Source organism: Tolumonas osonensis, assembly GCF_014202415.1.
In the GTDB taxonomy this organism is placed as follows: domain Bacteria; phylum Pseudomonadota; class Gammaproteobacteria; order Enterobacterales; family Aeromonadaceae; genus Tolumonas; species Tolumonas osonensis.
Genome location: NZ_JACHGR010000001.1, coordinates 37,447 through 52,908, shown reverse-complemented (window position 1 = coordinate 52,908; position 15,462 = coordinate 37,447). Strand labels below are relative to the sequence as shown.

At 52.8% G+C, this 15,462-nt stretch carries 14 protein-coding genes; 6 read left to right on the top strand and 8 right to left on the bottom strand.

The features are described from left to right. Window positions 1–3: 3 nt before the first annotated feature. The 3 genes from HNR75_RS00245 to cmoA form a co-directional block, all read right to left on the bottom strand. The gene (locus HNR75_RS00245; protein ID WP_188025013.1) at window positions 4–1,050 is read right to left on the bottom strand and encodes an ATP-dependent zinc protease family protein; all 1,047 of its coding nucleotides are present in this window, start codon (window positions 1,048–1,050) and stop codon (window positions 4–6) included. Window positions 1,051–1,114: 64 nt separating this feature from the next. Further along, window positions 1,115–2,095 carry a tRNA 5-methoxyuridine(34)/uridine 5-oxyacetic acid(34) synthase CmoB gene (gene cmoB, locus HNR75_RS00240; protein WP_188025012.1) on the bottom strand — a complete coding sequence of 327 codons (981 nt, stop codon included), beginning with the start codon at window positions 2,093–2,095 and terminating at the stop codon, window positions 1,115–1,117. Continuing rightward, window positions 2,092–2,832 carry a carboxy-S-adenosyl-L-methionine synthase CmoA gene (cmoA, locus tag HNR75_RS00235; RefSeq protein ID WP_188025011.1) on the bottom strand — a complete coding sequence of 247 codons (741 nt, stop codon included), beginning with the start codon at window positions 2,830–2,832 and terminating at the stop codon, window positions 2,092–2,094. The genes cmoB and cmoA overlap by 4 nt, the downstream gene beginning before the upstream one ends. A 144-nt stretch (window positions 2,833–2,976) precedes the next feature. On the opposite strand from cmoA, the gene HNR75_RS00230 reads away from it, so the two are divergent. Continuing rightward, window positions 2,977–4,155, top strand: coding sequence for an FAD-dependent oxidoreductase (locus HNR75_RS00230; protein ID WP_188025010.1), 1,179 nt, complete (start codon window positions 2,977–2,979; stop codon window positions 4,153–4,155). On the opposite strand, the gene HNR75_RS00225 is transcribed toward HNR75_RS00230, so the two are convergent. After that, window positions 4,144–5,034, bottom strand: a complete 891-nt coding sequence (locus HNR75_RS00225) for a LysR family transcriptional regulator (RefSeq protein WP_188025009.1) — start codon at window positions 5,032–5,034, stop codon at window positions 4,144–4,146. The genes HNR75_RS00230 and HNR75_RS00225 overlap by 12 nt on opposite strands. Window positions 5,035–5,224: 190 nt before the next feature. Here HNR75_RS00225 and gstA point away from each other — a divergent pair, with 190 nt between their 5' ends. The 3 genes from gstA to mrcB all read left to right on the top strand — a co-directional run bounded on the left by gstA (window position 5,225) and on the right by mrcB (window position 10,719). Then, the gene (gstA, locus tag HNR75_RS00220; protein WP_188025008.1) at window positions 5,225–5,827 is read left to right on the top strand and encodes a glutathione transferase GstA; all 603 of its coding nucleotides are present in this window, start codon (window positions 5,225–5,227) and stop codon (window positions 5,825–5,827) included. A gap of 130 nt (window positions 5,828–5,957) precedes the next feature. Then, window positions 5,958–8,399 (top strand): ATP-dependent helicase HrpB, encoded by a 2,442-nt coding sequence (hrpB, locus tag HNR75_RS00215; protein ID WP_188025007.1) that lies wholly within the window; start codon window positions 5,958–5,960, stop codon window positions 8,397–8,399. A gap of 16 nt (window positions 8,400–8,415) precedes the next feature. Continuing rightward, window positions 8,416–10,719, top strand: coding sequence for a penicillin-binding protein 1B (gene mrcB / locus HNR75_RS00210; RefSeq protein WP_188025006.1), 2,304 nt, complete (start codon window positions 8,416–8,418; stop codon window positions 10,717–10,719). A gap of 136 nt (window positions 10,720–10,855) precedes the next feature. Here the strand turns inward: mrcB and HNR75_RS00205 are convergent, their stop codons facing one another. Together HNR75_RS00205 and HNR75_RS00200 are read right to left on the bottom strand one after the other, a co-directional pair. Then, the gene (locus tag HNR75_RS00205; protein WP_188025005.1) at window positions 10,856–11,419 is read right to left on the bottom strand and encodes a DJ-1 family glyoxalase III; all 564 of its coding nucleotides are present in this window, start codon (window positions 11,417–11,419) and stop codon (window positions 10,856–10,858) included. An 11-nt stretch (window positions 11,420–11,430) separates the two neighbouring features. Continuing rightward, entirely contained in the window at window positions 11,431–12,342 is a 912-nt protein-coding gene (locus HNR75_RS00200) for a ketopantoate reductase family protein (RefSeq protein WP_188025004.1), read from the bottom strand. A 140-nt stretch (window positions 12,343–12,482) separates the two neighbouring features. On the opposite strand from HNR75_RS00200, the gene HNR75_RS00195 reads away from it, so the two are divergent. Together HNR75_RS00195 and HNR75_RS00190 are read left to right on the top strand one after the other, a co-directional pair. Beyond that, window positions 12,483–12,965, top strand: a complete 483-nt coding sequence (locus HNR75_RS00195) for a YajQ family cyclic di-GMP-binding protein (protein ID WP_188025003.1) — start codon at window positions 12,483–12,485, stop codon at window positions 12,963–12,965. A 75-nt stretch (window positions 12,966–13,040) separates the two neighbouring features. Further along, complete coding sequence (locus HNR75_RS00190; protein WP_188025002.1) at window positions 13,041–14,279, top strand: AmpG family muropeptide MFS transporter; 1,239 nt, start codon at window positions 13,041–13,043, stop codon at window positions 14,277–14,279. A 55-nt stretch (window positions 14,280–14,334) separates the two neighbouring features. On the opposite strand, the gene HNR75_RS00185 is transcribed toward HNR75_RS00190, so the two are convergent. Beyond that, the gene (locus tag HNR75_RS00185) at window positions 14,335–14,889 is read right to left on the bottom strand and encodes a peptidylprolyl isomerase (RefSeq protein WP_188025001.1); all 555 of its coding nucleotides are present in this window, start codon (window positions 14,887–14,889) and stop codon (window positions 14,335–14,337) included. Beyond that, window positions 14,889–15,461, bottom strand: coding sequence for a YajG family lipoprotein (locus HNR75_RS00180; RefSeq protein ID WP_188025000.1), 573 nt, complete (start codon window positions 15,459–15,461; stop codon window positions 14,889–14,891). Before HNR75_RS00180 ends, HNR75_RS00185 begins: the two co-directional genes overlap by 1 nt. Window position 15,462: the final 1 nt, after the last annotated feature.

Below are 15,462 nucleotides of genomic sequence, written 5' to 3'. Positions count from 1 at the left end.
ATACTACTTATCCTTGTTATTATCTGAAGTGGCTCCGGCAGCAGAGTCGGTTTTGACTGGCTCTACATCAGCCGGAGTTGCTGTTTTTACTTCTTTTTTAACGGGTTTTTCAATATCTGCGGTCGGCTGAACAGCAGGTTTGGTTTCATCTTTGACTGGAACCTTTTTAACCACGATAAGCTTGTCACCTTCTCTTACCGTTTCGGTTCCGTTCTGATCAGCGGACGATTTGGCTGTTTTGCCGTTTCTGCTTGTTTTTGGCTGTTCGGAAGACTGAACCGCGCCTTCTACCTGTGGTTTGCCTTGTACGTTTTCACGGGCAACATCCACTACAGCAACGTCCTTGATGAATTCACGACCCATCAGAACCGGGAAGTCCATATTGGAACGGTCGGTCAGGCTGAAGTCTGCTTTTTCTGTGACGGAGCCAATGCGGATAGTCATGCGTACAATCGGACGATCTTCCAGACCGTTTGCCTGACGAATACGGATATATTTAACGAAGGGCGCTTCAACAGTAACGACTTTACCGCCATCAACCGGCATATTGAATTTTACCCAGCGACGTCCTTCACGTTCAAAGACGGTAACATCCTGAGCGCTGATGGAAGAAGTGGTTGCGCCTGTATCCACGCGGCTCATGAAGTTTCCATTGGCTTCTTCAACATAGATCCACTCGGTTTCACCCAGGATCATTTTGCCGTCAGGTGTGGTTTTTCCCGGCTCGGCCGGAACACAGACACCCGAGGTATCTTTTTTCGATGATTTTTTGAAAACCGGAGGCTTGGACTGTTGTTCGGCCGTAGGTAACTGTCTGGCAAGCTGTTGCTGCAGTGTTTTCAGCTCATTCAGTTGTTTGGCGCTATGTCCCTGCTGATCAAGCAGAATACTCAGGCGGGTATTAAGTAAAGCGTTAGTTTCGGCCTGTTGCTTTAACAATTGTTGCACGGCAGCTTCACAACTGTTGCTGGCAGACTCGTCAGCTAACACGTATCCAGAAAACAGGCTCATAGAGAGCAGAGCTAAACCCGGTAATGCTTTTGTAATCATGGTAGCGGTTCAATCAGGTTAACAAAAAATTGTTGTAAGTTTATATCAGATAACGATCAGGGGACTAGTCTTCTGAGCCTCTGGTCGCAACAAAAACGGCGCGTTTCGGTGCCGGATAGCCTTCAATGGTACGGGTGGGATCATCCGGCATCAGGTATTGCGCAAGAGAATCATTTCGCATCCATTCGGTTTTACGCTGTTCGTCGGTGGTCGTGATGGCTTCATCCACCATGCGGACATCCTGAAAACCACACTTTTTCAGCCACTTTATCATGGCGGCCGGCGAGGGCAGGAACCAGACATTGTTCATTTGCGCATAGCGATCATCAGGCACCAGCACGGTGTTTTCATCACCATCGACAATCAGTGTTTCCAGCACCAATTCTCCGCCATCGCGTAACTGGTCTTTTAACTGATAGAGATGATCGATAGGAGAACGGCGGTGATAAAGCACCCCCATGGAAAAGACCGTATCAAATGCGCGCAGTGGCGGCAGCTCCTGAATGCCCAGTGGTAAAAAATGAACCTGAGGATCATTACCACCCAATTGTTTCACTGCCGTGAACTGACAAAGAAACAGCGCAGAGGGATCAATGCCAACCGCCAGCTCGGCGCCTTCGCCACGCATGCGCCACAGGTGATAGCCGCTGCCACAGCCGACATCCAGCACATAACGGTTTTTCAGCGGGCTGATATGCGGTAGCACGCGATCCCATTTCCAGTCGGAGCGCCACTCAGTATCAATATGGATACCGAACAGATCGAACGGACCTTTGCGCCACGGGTGGAAACTCTGCAGCAGGTTTTCCAGTTTTTTGGTGTGGCCGTCACTGATTTCGCCAGGCAGACCAATCTCGACGCGATCATGCAGATTCACGTTCTGGCTGTGATAGCTTTCCAGCTTTTTCAGCACACGTTGCCATTTCGGCAGATTGCCGTGGCGTTCGCTGTTTTCCCAGGCATTCAGTTGTGCCGGCAGGGTATGCAACCAGTGGCTTAAGCGGCTTTTGGCAATCACCTGATAAAAGGAGGCAAAATCGATCATGCGTTTTCTCCTTGATCTTTGATGGCGACAATGGAGCCGAAATTGAAACACTGGAACCAGAGATCAATGTGTTCAAAGCCGGCCTGCTGTAAACGTTGTTTATGCAGTTCAACGCTGTCGGCACGCAGTACGTTTTCCAGCATGGTGCGTTTCTGGCTGATCTCCAGTTCGCTGTAACCGTTGGCCCGTTTGAAGTCGAGGTGCAGTTCCACCAGTAGGTCGCTGACTTCGGTATCGTCAAAGCGGAACTTTTCACTCAGGATCAGAATGCCGCCCGGGCGCAAACCGGCATAGATGCGTTGCAGCAATGCCAGTCGGTCTGCCGGTTCAATAAACTGCAGGGTGAAGTTCAGTACAACGACAGAGGCATTCTCAATCGTGACGTTCTGGATGTCATCCTGCCGGATTTCTACCGGAACATTGCTCTTGTAGGCAGCCAGATGCTGACGGCAACGCTCGACCATCGGCGCTGAATTGTCGATGCCGATAATCCGGCAATCGTGATGCGCCACATTGCGCCGCATCATCTGGGTGGCGGCACCGAGCGAACAGCCCAGGTCATACAGATTGGAGCCTGGTTGGGCGAAGCGGGCGGTCATCATGCCGATGGCAGAGAGAATATTGGAATAACCCGGTACAGAGCGCTGGATCATATCCGGGAACACTTCGACGACTTTTTCGTCAAAGCAGAAATCGCCCAGCTGATCGATCGGGGCGGCGAACAATTGATCTTTCATCGTGGAAAAAACCGGAGCAAAACAGTATGCGGAAATTGTTGCGCATGTTAGCAGATATCGCGCCGGAAGGTCAGTGTTATCCCATGACGTTATCTGTGGTTATCGTTAAGATAGATTATTGCGTCTTTAAAGACAGGGTGACGTGTGGAACATAATAAAACTCATTTCGACATCGTTGTGGTTGGTGGTGGCATGGTCGGCGCTGCCGCAGCCTGTTTGCTGGCACAGCAAGGCTGGCAGATTGCCGTGGTCGAGCAGGCAGAGCCTGAACGCTATGCCCCGGCGCAGGCGATGGATTTGCGGGTATCGGCGATCAGTCCGGCATCCGTCCGTTTATTACAGCAAGCCGGTGTCTGGGATGCGATCAGGATGATGCGAGTCCGGGCCTATAATGAGCTGGCCACCTGGGAGGTCCCCGGGCTGGAAACCCATTTCCGGGCAGAAGAGGCGGAGGTTCCCGAATTAGGGTTTATTGTTGAGAACCGGCTGATTCAGCTGGCGTTATGGCAGCGATTGCAAACGTTACCCAATGTGCAGCTGTTCTGTCCGGTACAGGTGACCGCATTGTCGCAGGATGAGACGGCGGTCAGTCTGACGCTGAATGATGATCAGGTCGTCAAGGCATCCTGGTTACTGGCTGCTGATGGCGCAAATTCCAAAATCAGATCCTTCGCCAAAATCGGCATCAACCGCTGGGACTACCGGCAGGATTGCCTGCTGATTAACGTCGATCTGGAAGAGGACGCGCCGGCAATCACCTGGCAGCAGTTTTATCCGGACGGCCCGCGAGCCTTTCTGCCGTTAGCCGGGAAAAAAGGATCGCTGGTCTGGTATGACAAACCGGCCCGTATCGCCCGGTTAGCGGCGATGCCGCCGGCGCTGCTGGATAAGGAAGTCAAACGTCATTTCCCGGAACCGTTACCGGCCTGCACGGTGACGCACAGCGGCAGTTTCCCGTTAACCCGGCGCCATGCGCAGCATTATTATCAGGGAAAGGTGATTTTGCTGGGGGATGCGGCGCATACCATTCATCCGCTGGCCGGACAAGGCGTCAATCTGGGCTTTAAGGATGTTTCCTGTCTGGTCAATTTGTGGCAAACCGCGCAGCAAAAACAGCAGTCATTCAGTGTTGAACATCTGAAACAGTATGAGCGTGAGCGTTTATGTGACAACACCCTGATGCAGTCGGCGATGGATCTGTTTTATGCCGGATTCAGTCTGCAGCATGCGCCAGTGAAAATATTGCGGAATCTGACGCTGCTGGCAGCAGAAAATGCCGGCTGGCTGAAACAGAAAGCCTTGCGTTACGCGCTAGGCCTTTAAACCTGCCGCAATTTGCTGTTCCACATCCAGAAACACCTGCAGACTGCGTGACTGGTGTTTCTGTTTGTGCCGAATCAGGTAAAGCGGGCGCATCATGCGTTCCATATTTTCAAGCTGGAGCAGGGCGACCCGTCCGCTTTCCAGTTGTTCCTCAATCACGACTTTCGACAAGCAACTGACCGTCTGACTGTGGCTTACCGCATGTTTGATGGCTTCTGAATTGCCCAGCTCCATCACCAGATTCAGATGATGCAGACGGGGCAGCAGCAGTTGTTCCACGACTTCCCGGGTGCCGGAGCCCGCTTCACGCAGGATCCACTGGCATTCTGCCAGCTGTTCAGCGGTGACGGTTTTACCAGCCAGCGGATGTGAAGCCGCACAGAACAGCAGCATTTCATCCTGCCGCCACAACTGACTTTCCAGTTCCATACGATGACATGGTCCTTCGATAAAACCGATATCCACGTCAAAATTGGCCACGGCCTCGGCGATGTCGGCACTGTTAGCAACCCGTAATTCCAGCTGGATGCCGGGGAATTGTTCGCGATAACGGGCGATCACTGCCGGCAGCAGATAATTACCGATGGTGGTACTGGCACCGATACGCAGCATACTGCGGCCACTGGAAAACAGGTTTTCCAGCTCCTGAGCCTGCTCCAGCAAGGCCTGCGCACGGGGAAAGAGCAGGCGGGCGTTTTCATTGACGATCAGACGTTTCCCGGCCCGTTCAAACAACTGTACCCCGAGCTGATTCTCCAGATCGGCCAGCGCACTGCTGACCGCAGATTGTGACAAAGCCAGTTTTTCTGCGCCGCGGGTTGTTGATTGCGTGTCGATAACGGCCAGAAAGACCTCGAGTTGCCGTAAGGTAATATTCATACTGTTATCATTTTTTTAAATTGATTGTATAAATATAATCAATTTAATTAATAAAAGCATCCTCTCTGTGACCGATGAAAAACGGGTAAAGGAAAACAGATAAGTTATATCTGCAACAATTGACGCCGGCTGCCAAGCATTCCATTATCGGTGGTGTCAGGGTAATTCGCCTTCCAATTAAGGAGAGACAATGAAACTGTATTACGCTCCCGGCGCCTGCTCTCAGGCTTCCCATATGGCATTACGTGAAGCGGGTCTGGATTTTCAGTTAGAGAAAGTGGATTTACGCAAGAAGATCACTGCTTCCGGTGACGATTACCGCAAGATCAATCCGTTAGGTTATGTTCCTGCACTGGAGCTGGATGATGGGGTCGTGATCACGGAAGGGCCGGCGATCATGCAGTTTATTGCGGATCATGCACCTGCGGCCGGTTTGCTGCCGACGGAAGGTACGGCGCGTTACCGGGCGATTAGCTGGCTGAATTTTATTGCTACCGAATTGCACAAAACCTGTTCACCGTTGTTTTCACCAACGCTCACTGAAGAGCAGCGAGCCCCCGTTATTGAACGTCTTGCGGTTCGCCTAGACAGATTAGAGCTGCTTTTCAAAACCAACAGTTATCTGCTTGGCGCTCAGTTCAGTGTGGCGGATCTTTATCTGTTTGTGATCACCGGCTGGTTTGGCCATATGAATATACCACTCAAAAAATGGCCGCATATCGAACGTTTCCGCGAGGTCGTGGCTGCTCGTCCGGCGGTGCAGGCTGCATTGGAAGCAGAAGGTTTTCTCTGATTTTTCCCTGTCGATGTTGCCCGCGGAGGAATTTTGCTTTCGCGGGATTCATGCCCTCTTTCTTCTTTCACTTTTCATTCCGCTAATGGCTTTGGCACAATGCCGCTATTCAGTGTAACGGAGAACCAATTTGTTCCAACTGCCTATCCATGAGCTGTTACCACAGATAGCGCAGGCCTGTCAGACGTCAAATCAGCTGATTCTGCAGGCCTCTCCGGGCGCCGGTAAATCGACAGTCGTCCCCCTCTTTTTACTGCAGCAACTGACCGGTTCCGGCCGGATCATCATGCTGGAACCCCGCCGTCTGGCTGCCCGCAATATTGCGCTCTATCTGGCGCAGCAATTGAATGAGCCGGTCGGTCAGCAGGTGGGATACCGTGTCCGGGGGGAACAGAAGAGCAGCAAGGCTACCCGGCTGGAAATTGTCACCGAAGGCATTCTGACCCGGATGCTACAGCAGGATCCGGAACTGGCCGGCGTGGATCTGCTGATCTTCGACGAGTTTCATGAGCGCAGCCTGCAGGCGGATACGGCACTGGCATTTGCGCTGGAAAGTCAGGCCGCGTTGCGTCCGGATCTGAAGATTATGGTGATGTCGGCAACGTTAGAAGGCTTGCCGTTACAACAGTTGTTGCCGGATGCCGAACTGCTGACTTGTTCCGGTCGTTCTTATCCCATCAGCTATCAATATCGTCCGGTGAACCGTCAGCAACTGCTGGTACCACAGTGGGGTTCTGTGGTGCTGGATGCGGTACAGAATGAAACGGGCAGTCTGCTGGTCTTCCTGCCCGGCGCCGGTGAAATAGACCGTCTGGCCGAATGGCTGCAATCACGTATTTCTACGGACATTGCCGTCCTGCCGCTGCATGGCCGCTTGCCGTTTGCCGAGCAGCAACGGGCCATTCTGCCGTGCGAGGAAGGCAAGCGTAAGGTGGTGCTGACCACGAATGTTGCGGAAACCTCGCTCACCATTGAAGGCATTCAGGTGGTAATTGATTCCGGTCTGGAGCGTCGCAGCAGTTTTGATCTGAAAAGCGGCGTGACCCGGCTGGAGACACGACAGATCGCCAAGGCCTCAGCGACACAGCGCGCCGGCCGTGCCGGACGACTGGGGCCGGGCGTGTGCTACCGGTTGTGGAGTGAAGAGCAGCAGGAGCGGCTGGAAGAACAGGCATCGCCGGAGATTCTGCGCAGCGATCTGGCATCGCTGTTACTGGAATCTGCGCTCTGGGGCAGTACGCCGGAGGAGTTGCCTTTTCTGAATCAGCCACCGGCGCCGGCACTGGCGGCTGGACGTCAGTTGCTACGCTGGCTAGAGGTGTTCGATGAGCAAAACCGGTTAACAGCTAAAGGGCGTCAGCTGGCGTTGCTACCCTGCGAGCCAAGGCTGGGTCATCTGTTGTCAGAAGCGAAAGAACTGGAGCTGCAGGGGTACACCGGCATGCTCGCCGCCGCTTGTTATCTGCTTGCGCTGCAGGAAGAGCGGGTTCTGGGCAACGATCCGCTATCGGTTCAGTTACAGCGTTACGGTCAGGGCCTGCATGCTGCGGCCCGGCGCTGGTGGCAGCGGATGGAGGGTGAAGGTGCTGTTCCATCCTGTCCGCCGGTTCAGATCGATTTGTTGGCAGCTGTCGCCTGGCCGGATCGTATCGCCAGAAAAAGCGGGGAACTGCGTTATCAGCTGGCGAACGGACAGCGGGCGGATCTGGTACCCGATCATCCCTGCCAGGGAAAAGAATGGCTGGTGGCGGTAGCGCTGCAGCAGACGGAATCCGGGTTGCGGATTTTCACGGCCGAGTCTCTGGATATCGAGGCCTTGAAGCAAGCGAAACCACAGCTGTTCCGGGAGGAAATCTTTCTGGGCTGGGACAATAAAGAAGAACGGGTGCGGGCAGAAAAACAGCAGTGTCTGGGCGCCATCGTGTTAAAACGTCAGCCGTTAACCGATCTGAGCGCAGAACAGAAAGCCCGGTGTTTGCTGGAGGGAATACGGCTGCACGGGTTGTCCTGTCTGCAGTGGAATGCAGACAGTGAGCAGTGGCTGCAACGCTGGCGCTGTGCTGCCGAATGGTTACCTGAACTGGCGTTACCCGCAGCGGACGATGCCACCTTGCTGGCAACACTGGAACAATGGTTATTACCACATCTGGATGGATTCTCACGGCTGGATGAGTTAAAACGCCTGCCGTTGCTGACGATTTTACGTAACAGTCTGACCTGGTCTCAGCAGCAAAAACTGGATGAGCTGCTGCCGGTATATTTTACGGCGCCAACAGGAAGCCGGATCGTATTGCGCTATGAAGCCGGACGTTCTCCGGTGCTGGCGGTGCGCATCCAGGAGATGTTCGGTCAACGGGAAACGCCGACGGTCGCTAATGGTAAGGTGGCTGTGCAGATTGAGCTGCTGTCACCCGCGAAACGACCATTACAGATCACGCAGGATCTGGTAGCTTTCTGGCAAGGCGCTTATAACGAAGTTAAAAAAGAGGGTAAGGGACGTTATCCAAAGCATTACTGGCCTGATGATCCACTGCAGGCTATGCCGACAAAAACGGTTAAACGACTAATGTAACAGGAATACTTTTCACGTGGCTAAGAAACCGAAAAAGAAAACCGTGCCGGTTTATCCTTTCTGGCACTGGCGTCGCTGGATTGGTCTGGCGATAAAACTGGGATTGGTCGGGGTGGCGTTCATGGTGCTGTTTGGCATCTATCTCGACAGTCTGATTCACAGTAAGTTTGATAGTGAGCAGAAATGGAAACTTCCCGCTGTTGTTTACAGCCGGCCGCTGGAGCTGTTCCCGGGGCAACGTTTGTCATTACAGCAGATGTTGCATGAACTGAAACTGCTCAATTACCGGCAAAGCGCAGATCCGAAAGGGCCGGGGCAGTATGCGGTTAACGGACAACGGATGATCGTCATTCGCCGTTCCTTTGATTTTGCGGACGGTATGGAGAAATCCCGGCCTTTATTGCTGACTTTTAACGGACAACGCCTGCTCAATATCAAGAATGCCGATAACCAGCGCGAGCTTGGCTATGTCCGCATGGACCCGGTATTGCTGGATCGTCTCAGTAATGAGGAAATTGAAGATCGCATCCTGTTGCGGATCAATCAGGTACCACAATCTTTCGCCAACATGTTGCTGCTGGTGGAAGATCGTGATTTTTATACCCATGGCGGGGTATCGGTACTTTCTATCGGCCGGGCATTTCTGGCCAACCTGCGGGCCGGACACACCGTGCAGGGGGGCAGTACCCTCACGCAGCAGCTGGCGAAAAACTACTTCCTGACCCGGGAACGCAGTGTCTGGCGTAAAGTGCAGGAAGCTTACATGGCGGTGATCATTGATTACCGCTATGAGAAGAATCAGATCCTTGAAACCTATATGAACGAGATTTATCTCGGTCAGAATTTCGCGCAGGGTGTATACGGGTTTGGTCTGGCCTCTTACTTCTATTTCGGTATGCCGCTCAATGAGCTGGAGCCGGATCAGATGGCCTTGCTGGTCACCATGGTACGCGGACCATCTTATTACGATCCATGGCGTTATCCGGAACGGGCACAGCAACGCCGGGATATGATCCTGCGTCTGATGCTGGAAAATAATCAGCTGACACCGGAACAATTCCAGACCTATGCCGCGCGTCCGTTAGGCCTGATTGAACGCGGGCAGATGACCTATGGCCGCACCCCTGCGTTTATGAACTTGTTGCGGCGTGAACTGCGTCAGCGCTTTGGTACAGGCATCCTGGATCAATCCGGTCTGAAGATCTTTACCAGTCTGGATCCGGTAGCACAGCAAGCTGCGGAAGAGTCTGTTTCTTCTCAGCTGGACAGCATTGAAAAACGTCTGAACCGCAAAGCCTTGCAGGGCGCCATGGTCGTTACCAACCGTCATTCCGGCGAGGTTTCTGCGCTGGTGGGCGGACGGGATACCGGTTATGCCGGTTTAAACCGTGCGCTGGATGCCCGTCGTCCGATCGGTTCGCAGGTTAAGCCGGCGGTGTATATGACGGCACTGGATCAGGGCTATCAGCTGGCGACCCCGCTGAAAGATGAACCACTGCAGTTACGCAATCAGGGCGGGAAAACCTGGGCGCCTCAGAACTACGATAAAACCTATCGTGGAACGGTGCCTTTATATGCCGCCATGGCGAACTCGCTGAACGTGCCGACAGTCCGGCTGGGAATGGCGGTGGGAGTTCCTGCCGTTGCCGAAACACTGAAGCGGATGGGGGTAACACAGGATATTCCGCTGTTCCCGTCACTTTTCCTGGGTATCCTGGAATTGTCACCTTTCGAGGTTAACCAGGCATTTCTGACTCTGGCGACTGAAGGGTTGTATCAACCGCTGACCGCAATCCGGACCATTCAGGACAGCAGTGACAAGGTGATCTATCAACGGGCAGAAAAAGCGGAACGCCGGTTAGACAGTCAGTCCGCTTATTTGACGCTGTTTGCGATGACTAAAGTCGCCAGTTCCGGTACGGCCCGCAGCCTGGCAGCGAGATTCCCGAATGCGGTACTGGCTGGTAAGACTGGCACGACGGATAACCTGCGTGATGCCTGGTTTACCGGTTTGGATAACGATGAGGTGATCACCGTCTGGGTTGGCCGTGATGATAACAAGCCTGCCGGCCTGACCGGTTCCAATGGCGCGTTGCCGTTATTCAGTGATTATATGGCCCGCCGGGGCGTGAACTCGCTGAAATTACCGGTTCCGCAGGGGATTGCGATGGTGAATTTCAATCTGAGTGGCAAACCGGTCGCCAGCGGCTGTGGTGGCGCGCTGATGTTGCCCGCCCGCAGCGATAAGCTGCCGCCGGCCGAAAGCTGCAGCAGTACCCCGGTAGACTGGATTAAAAATATGTTTTCCGGTGGTGAATAATGGCATCAGGCTCCGGTCACCAACTCAACGCTGACACGCCGTAAATCCATCCATGGAGGCTTGGGCGCCGCATCCCTGCGGCGCACTGTCGACTTATGAGTTGGTGGCCGGAGCCTCTCAGCCGAGTGGCAATAATCTACGCCAGCATATCCTTCCGTACTTTATCCGCCATTTCCTGTCCCTGCAGTGCAGCAACTATCGCCAAGGCAAAATCGATACTGGTCGCCGGACCCTGACTGGTGATCAGTTTATTCGGTTTATCGACAACCACCCGTTCCTGACTGACCTGACCGGCCGGTAACTGTTCCTGGGTGCCTGGATAACCGGTTACTTTGGCATCACCAATCAGATTGTGATGAGCCAGCACAAATGCTGGTGTCGCACAGATCGCCGCGCGCCAGAGATCTTTGGCCTGCTGTTTTTTCAGCAGCTCAATCACCAGTGGGTTATCCCGCAGATATTCCGCACCTGGCAGGCCGCCCGGCATCACGATGGCATCAAAGGTTTCATGCGCCACTTCTTCCAGCAGATGATCCGCTACCAGATGCACGCCGCGGGAGGCGACAACCTCACGCTGTTTGTTCGGATTGATCGAGGCGACGGTGACTTTGACATTGCCGCGGACTAACGTGTCGATGCTGGCTACCGTTTCAATTTCTTCACAACCCGGAGCGATAATAACTAGTGCTCTTTTACTCATTGTATTCATCCTCATTCATTAGTGCATGTTGATTCTAACGCTTTGACCTTCAGATATAACTGACGATGTTTTGGTAGATCAATGCCTTGTTTTTCAGCCTGTTGCAACAGATAGCCGGTGATATAATCGATTTCGGTTTTCCGGTGATAAGCAATATCCTGATGCATGGATGAGAAGTTCCGGGCGGTTCTGTCGGCAACCTGAAGAACCTGTCTGCACCATGTCTCCGGGGTTTCCCTGAATCCCTGTTTGACCAGAAGCGGATGCAATTCCTGACAGAGCGCCGCCACCTCTTCCGTACGATCCAGCAATGCGCCATTGGGTTGATTCCAGACAGCGGTCAGCGGATTAATAACGGCGTTAATCACCAGCTTGCGCCACTGGCGTTCACCGATATGCTCACTCCATGCCGTATGTCCCAGCGCGTCAGCCAGATAGGGAACCAGTTCACGGCACTGTTCTCCGGATGAGTTCAGTGCTCCTAGCCAGGTTTCCCCGAAACCGGTATGACGGATATGTTTGCTGTCTGTTTTCAGTGCACCGCAACTAGTAACGCCCGCCAGTAACGGATTATGCGGAAAATGACGAAGTAACCATTCTGCGGTTCCCATGCCATTGTGTAACAAGATAATCGGACTGGTTTCGGGAAGGCGTCCCACCAGTGGTTTCAGTGCCGGGATCACTTGCCAGACTTTGGTGGTGACCAGCAAATTGCCGATTGCGGAAAGATCCCGATAGCCAATGCATGGCAATTCACACATACAGACGGAACCGTCTAGTAACTCCAGCAGCATGGGATGTAATTGCTGGTGGGGCGTCTGCGCATGCCGGGTATCCAGCAGATTTACGCTCTGGCCGATACGCAGTAACTGCGTGGCAAACAATGAGCCGATAGCACCGGCCCCCAGGATTGTCCATTGCATAAACAGGTTGGTTCTCTCTCGTGTTTAAGAATAATTGTAAGATGCAAAATCAGTTCTGACAGCTTTAACAGGGGATAACCTTCTTTCAGTCCCGGATTTCTGCTAAATTTGACAACAACTTGTAATAAGGAGAGTTCTCTATGCCGTCTTTTGACATTGTATCTGAAGTCGCGATGAACGAAGTTCAGAACGCGGTAGAAAATGCCAACCGCGAGTTACAAACCCGTTTTGATTTTCGTGGCGTTGATGCCTCCTTTGAACTGAACAAAGAAGAGATCAAAATGGCTGCGGATGCAGATTTCCAGCTGAAACAGATGATTGATATCCTGCGTGAGAAGGTTCTGAAGCGTAATCTTGATACTTCCTGCCTGGAGTTTGGTGATGTTGAACATTCCGGTCGTCGTTATTTTCAGGTTGTGAAACTGAAGCAGGGGATTGCAACGGATGTGGCTAAAAAGCTGGTTAAACTGATCAAAGATTCCAAAATCAAAGTTCAGGCTGCTATTCAGGGTGATGAAGTGCGTGTGACCGGCAAGAAACGAGATGATCTGCAGGAAGCCATGGCGTTAGTTCGTGGTGCTGATCTGGGACAGCCGTTTCAGTTCACCAATTTCCGTGACTAATCAGGTCTCTGACCGCATCTGACAGCCTCCTGAGTGCCAACGCCTCAGGAGGCTTTATTTTTCTCGGGAAATGTCATGCCTCAACTGCATTGGTATCAACAATTGTTTACCCGGCGTATGCTGATTTGTGTGTTCACGGGTTTCAGTTCCGGTTTGCCGTTATATCTGCTGCTGAACCTGGTGCCGGCCTGGCTGAAGACAGAGCAGATTGATCTGAAAGCTATCGGGTTATTGTCACTGGTTCAGTTTCCTTATACCTGGAAATTTATCTGGTCCCCCTTCATCGACCGTTTTCCTATTCTGGGGCTGGGTCGTCGTCGCGGCTGGATGCTGGCCTCACAGCTGGCGCTGATTCTGGCGATTGCGGCCATGGGATTCCTGTCGCCACAAACCTCTTTGTGGAGCATCGCCTATCTGGCATTTGGCGTCGCATTTTTCAGTGCGAGTCAGGATATCGTGCTGGATGCCTATCGCCGCGAGATCCTGAACGATCAGGAACTGGGGCTGGGTAATTCGGTGCATGTGAATGCCTACCGTATCGCAGGACTGATTCCTGGCTCGTTATCGCTCATTCTGGCCGATCATCTGCCATGGCACTGGGTATTTCCGATCACGGCGTTATTTATGCTGCCGGGACTGATGCTGACCCTGGTCTGCAAGGAGCCGCCGGCTGCCCGGGCACCAAGGACATTACGTGAAGCGGTGATTGAACCCTTTCATGAATTTATGCAGCGGCAGGGTGTGCAGAATGCGTTACTGATTCTGGCATTTATCTTCCTGTATAAGCTGGGGGACAGCATGGCAACCTCGCTAGCCACACCGTTTTATCAGGATATCGGCTTCAGTAAAACCGAGATTGGCCTGATTGCCAAGCACGCTGGTTTATGGCCCAGTGTGATTGGCGGCATGCTGGGCGGGATCTGGATGCTGCGTCTGGGGATCAATCGTGCACTATGGGTGTTTGGGGTCGTACAGTTACTGGCGATTTTCGGTTTCTGGTTCCTGGCCGGCATAGGCCATGACCGCATGGTGCTGGCAGGTGTAATTGGTTTCGAAGCCTTTGGTGTCGGGGTCGGTACCGCCGCATTTACCGCATTTATTGCAAGAACGACAGATCCGCGCTATACGGCAACTCAGTTCGCCTTGTTTACCAGTCTGGCCGCCGTGCCCCGCACGTTTTTCAATGCCAGTACCGGCTGGCTGGTGGAGTTGCTGGGTTGGCAGAACTTCTTTTTGCTCTGTGCCTTGCTGGCTGTGCCGGGAATGATGCTGCTTTTTAAAGTGGCGCCATGGCAGGCAGAAAAATATCAGTAATAAAAAACGGTCGGGGCAACCCGACCGTTTTAAATAATGCAAAAACAAACTGCGGTTAATCCAGACGTGTCACTTTGGAGATCACGATAGGATTATTTGGCACATCGCTGGCACGTAGCTTGGGATCAACGCTGGTCGGCTCATCGGCTATTTTTTCCAGCACTTCCATTCCCGATACCACGGTACCAAACACGGTATATCCTGGCTGAACAGTCGCATCCAGTGACGTATTGTCATTCAGATTGAAGTAGAACTGACGGGTCGCGCTGTTCGGATCACTCATGCGTGCCATGGCCAGTGTACCCCGGCGGTTAGAAAGACCATTGGCCGACTCGTTTTCTACCGGAGAGTGCGTTGGCAAAGAGGTGAAGTCCGAATTATAGCCGCCGCCCTGGGCCACAAAGCCCGGGATCACACGGTGAAATACGGAATTGTTGTAACTGCCGTCATCGACATAACTGAGAAAGTTGGCCACGGTTTTAGGCGCTTTCTCTGTTTCGAGTTCCACGACAATCTTGCCGAGATTGGTTTGCATTTCTACACGCGGACCGCTTGCCCAGACTAAACCAGGCAGTAACGCAGCCAGCAGTACCAGTTTACGACATTTCATTAAAATTGCCCTTTGATTGCACCACGGATCTGATTATCAGCCAGTGCCTGCGCCATGATTTCAGACAACTGTTCATTCAGCAGAACTTCGAGATCATGAATATCTGGACGGGTGACACTGTCTTTCGAGGAAACACGGTTATATTCCTTATTCAGGATATTACCGTTGTTCGTTATGGTCAGCTTGATACGGCTTTTCGCGCTGGAGTTAAACATGACGCCCGGCTTGGTCAGGGTAGCCTGTAACTCTTCAACGACAACATTGATAGAGATGTTGGATTGATTACCACGGGCCAGACCTTGTTGCAGGAAACCATCCTGCAGACGTTCAGCCAGCAGAATATGAGGGGCGACCTGGTTCGGAATCAGTGTCACCGGGCTGTCAGGTAACGCAATTTTGATGATCTGACTACCGGCGCGTTCATCCTGACCATCAATCGAAACATCAACACCAGGCTGATAGAAACCATCCAGCTGATCATCTACAACAGGATTCAGATTGGCTTTTTGTGGCCAGGTAGCGGCACAGCCGACAAATAGCAGGGCACTGAGGAGTAGCATTAACTTTTTCATG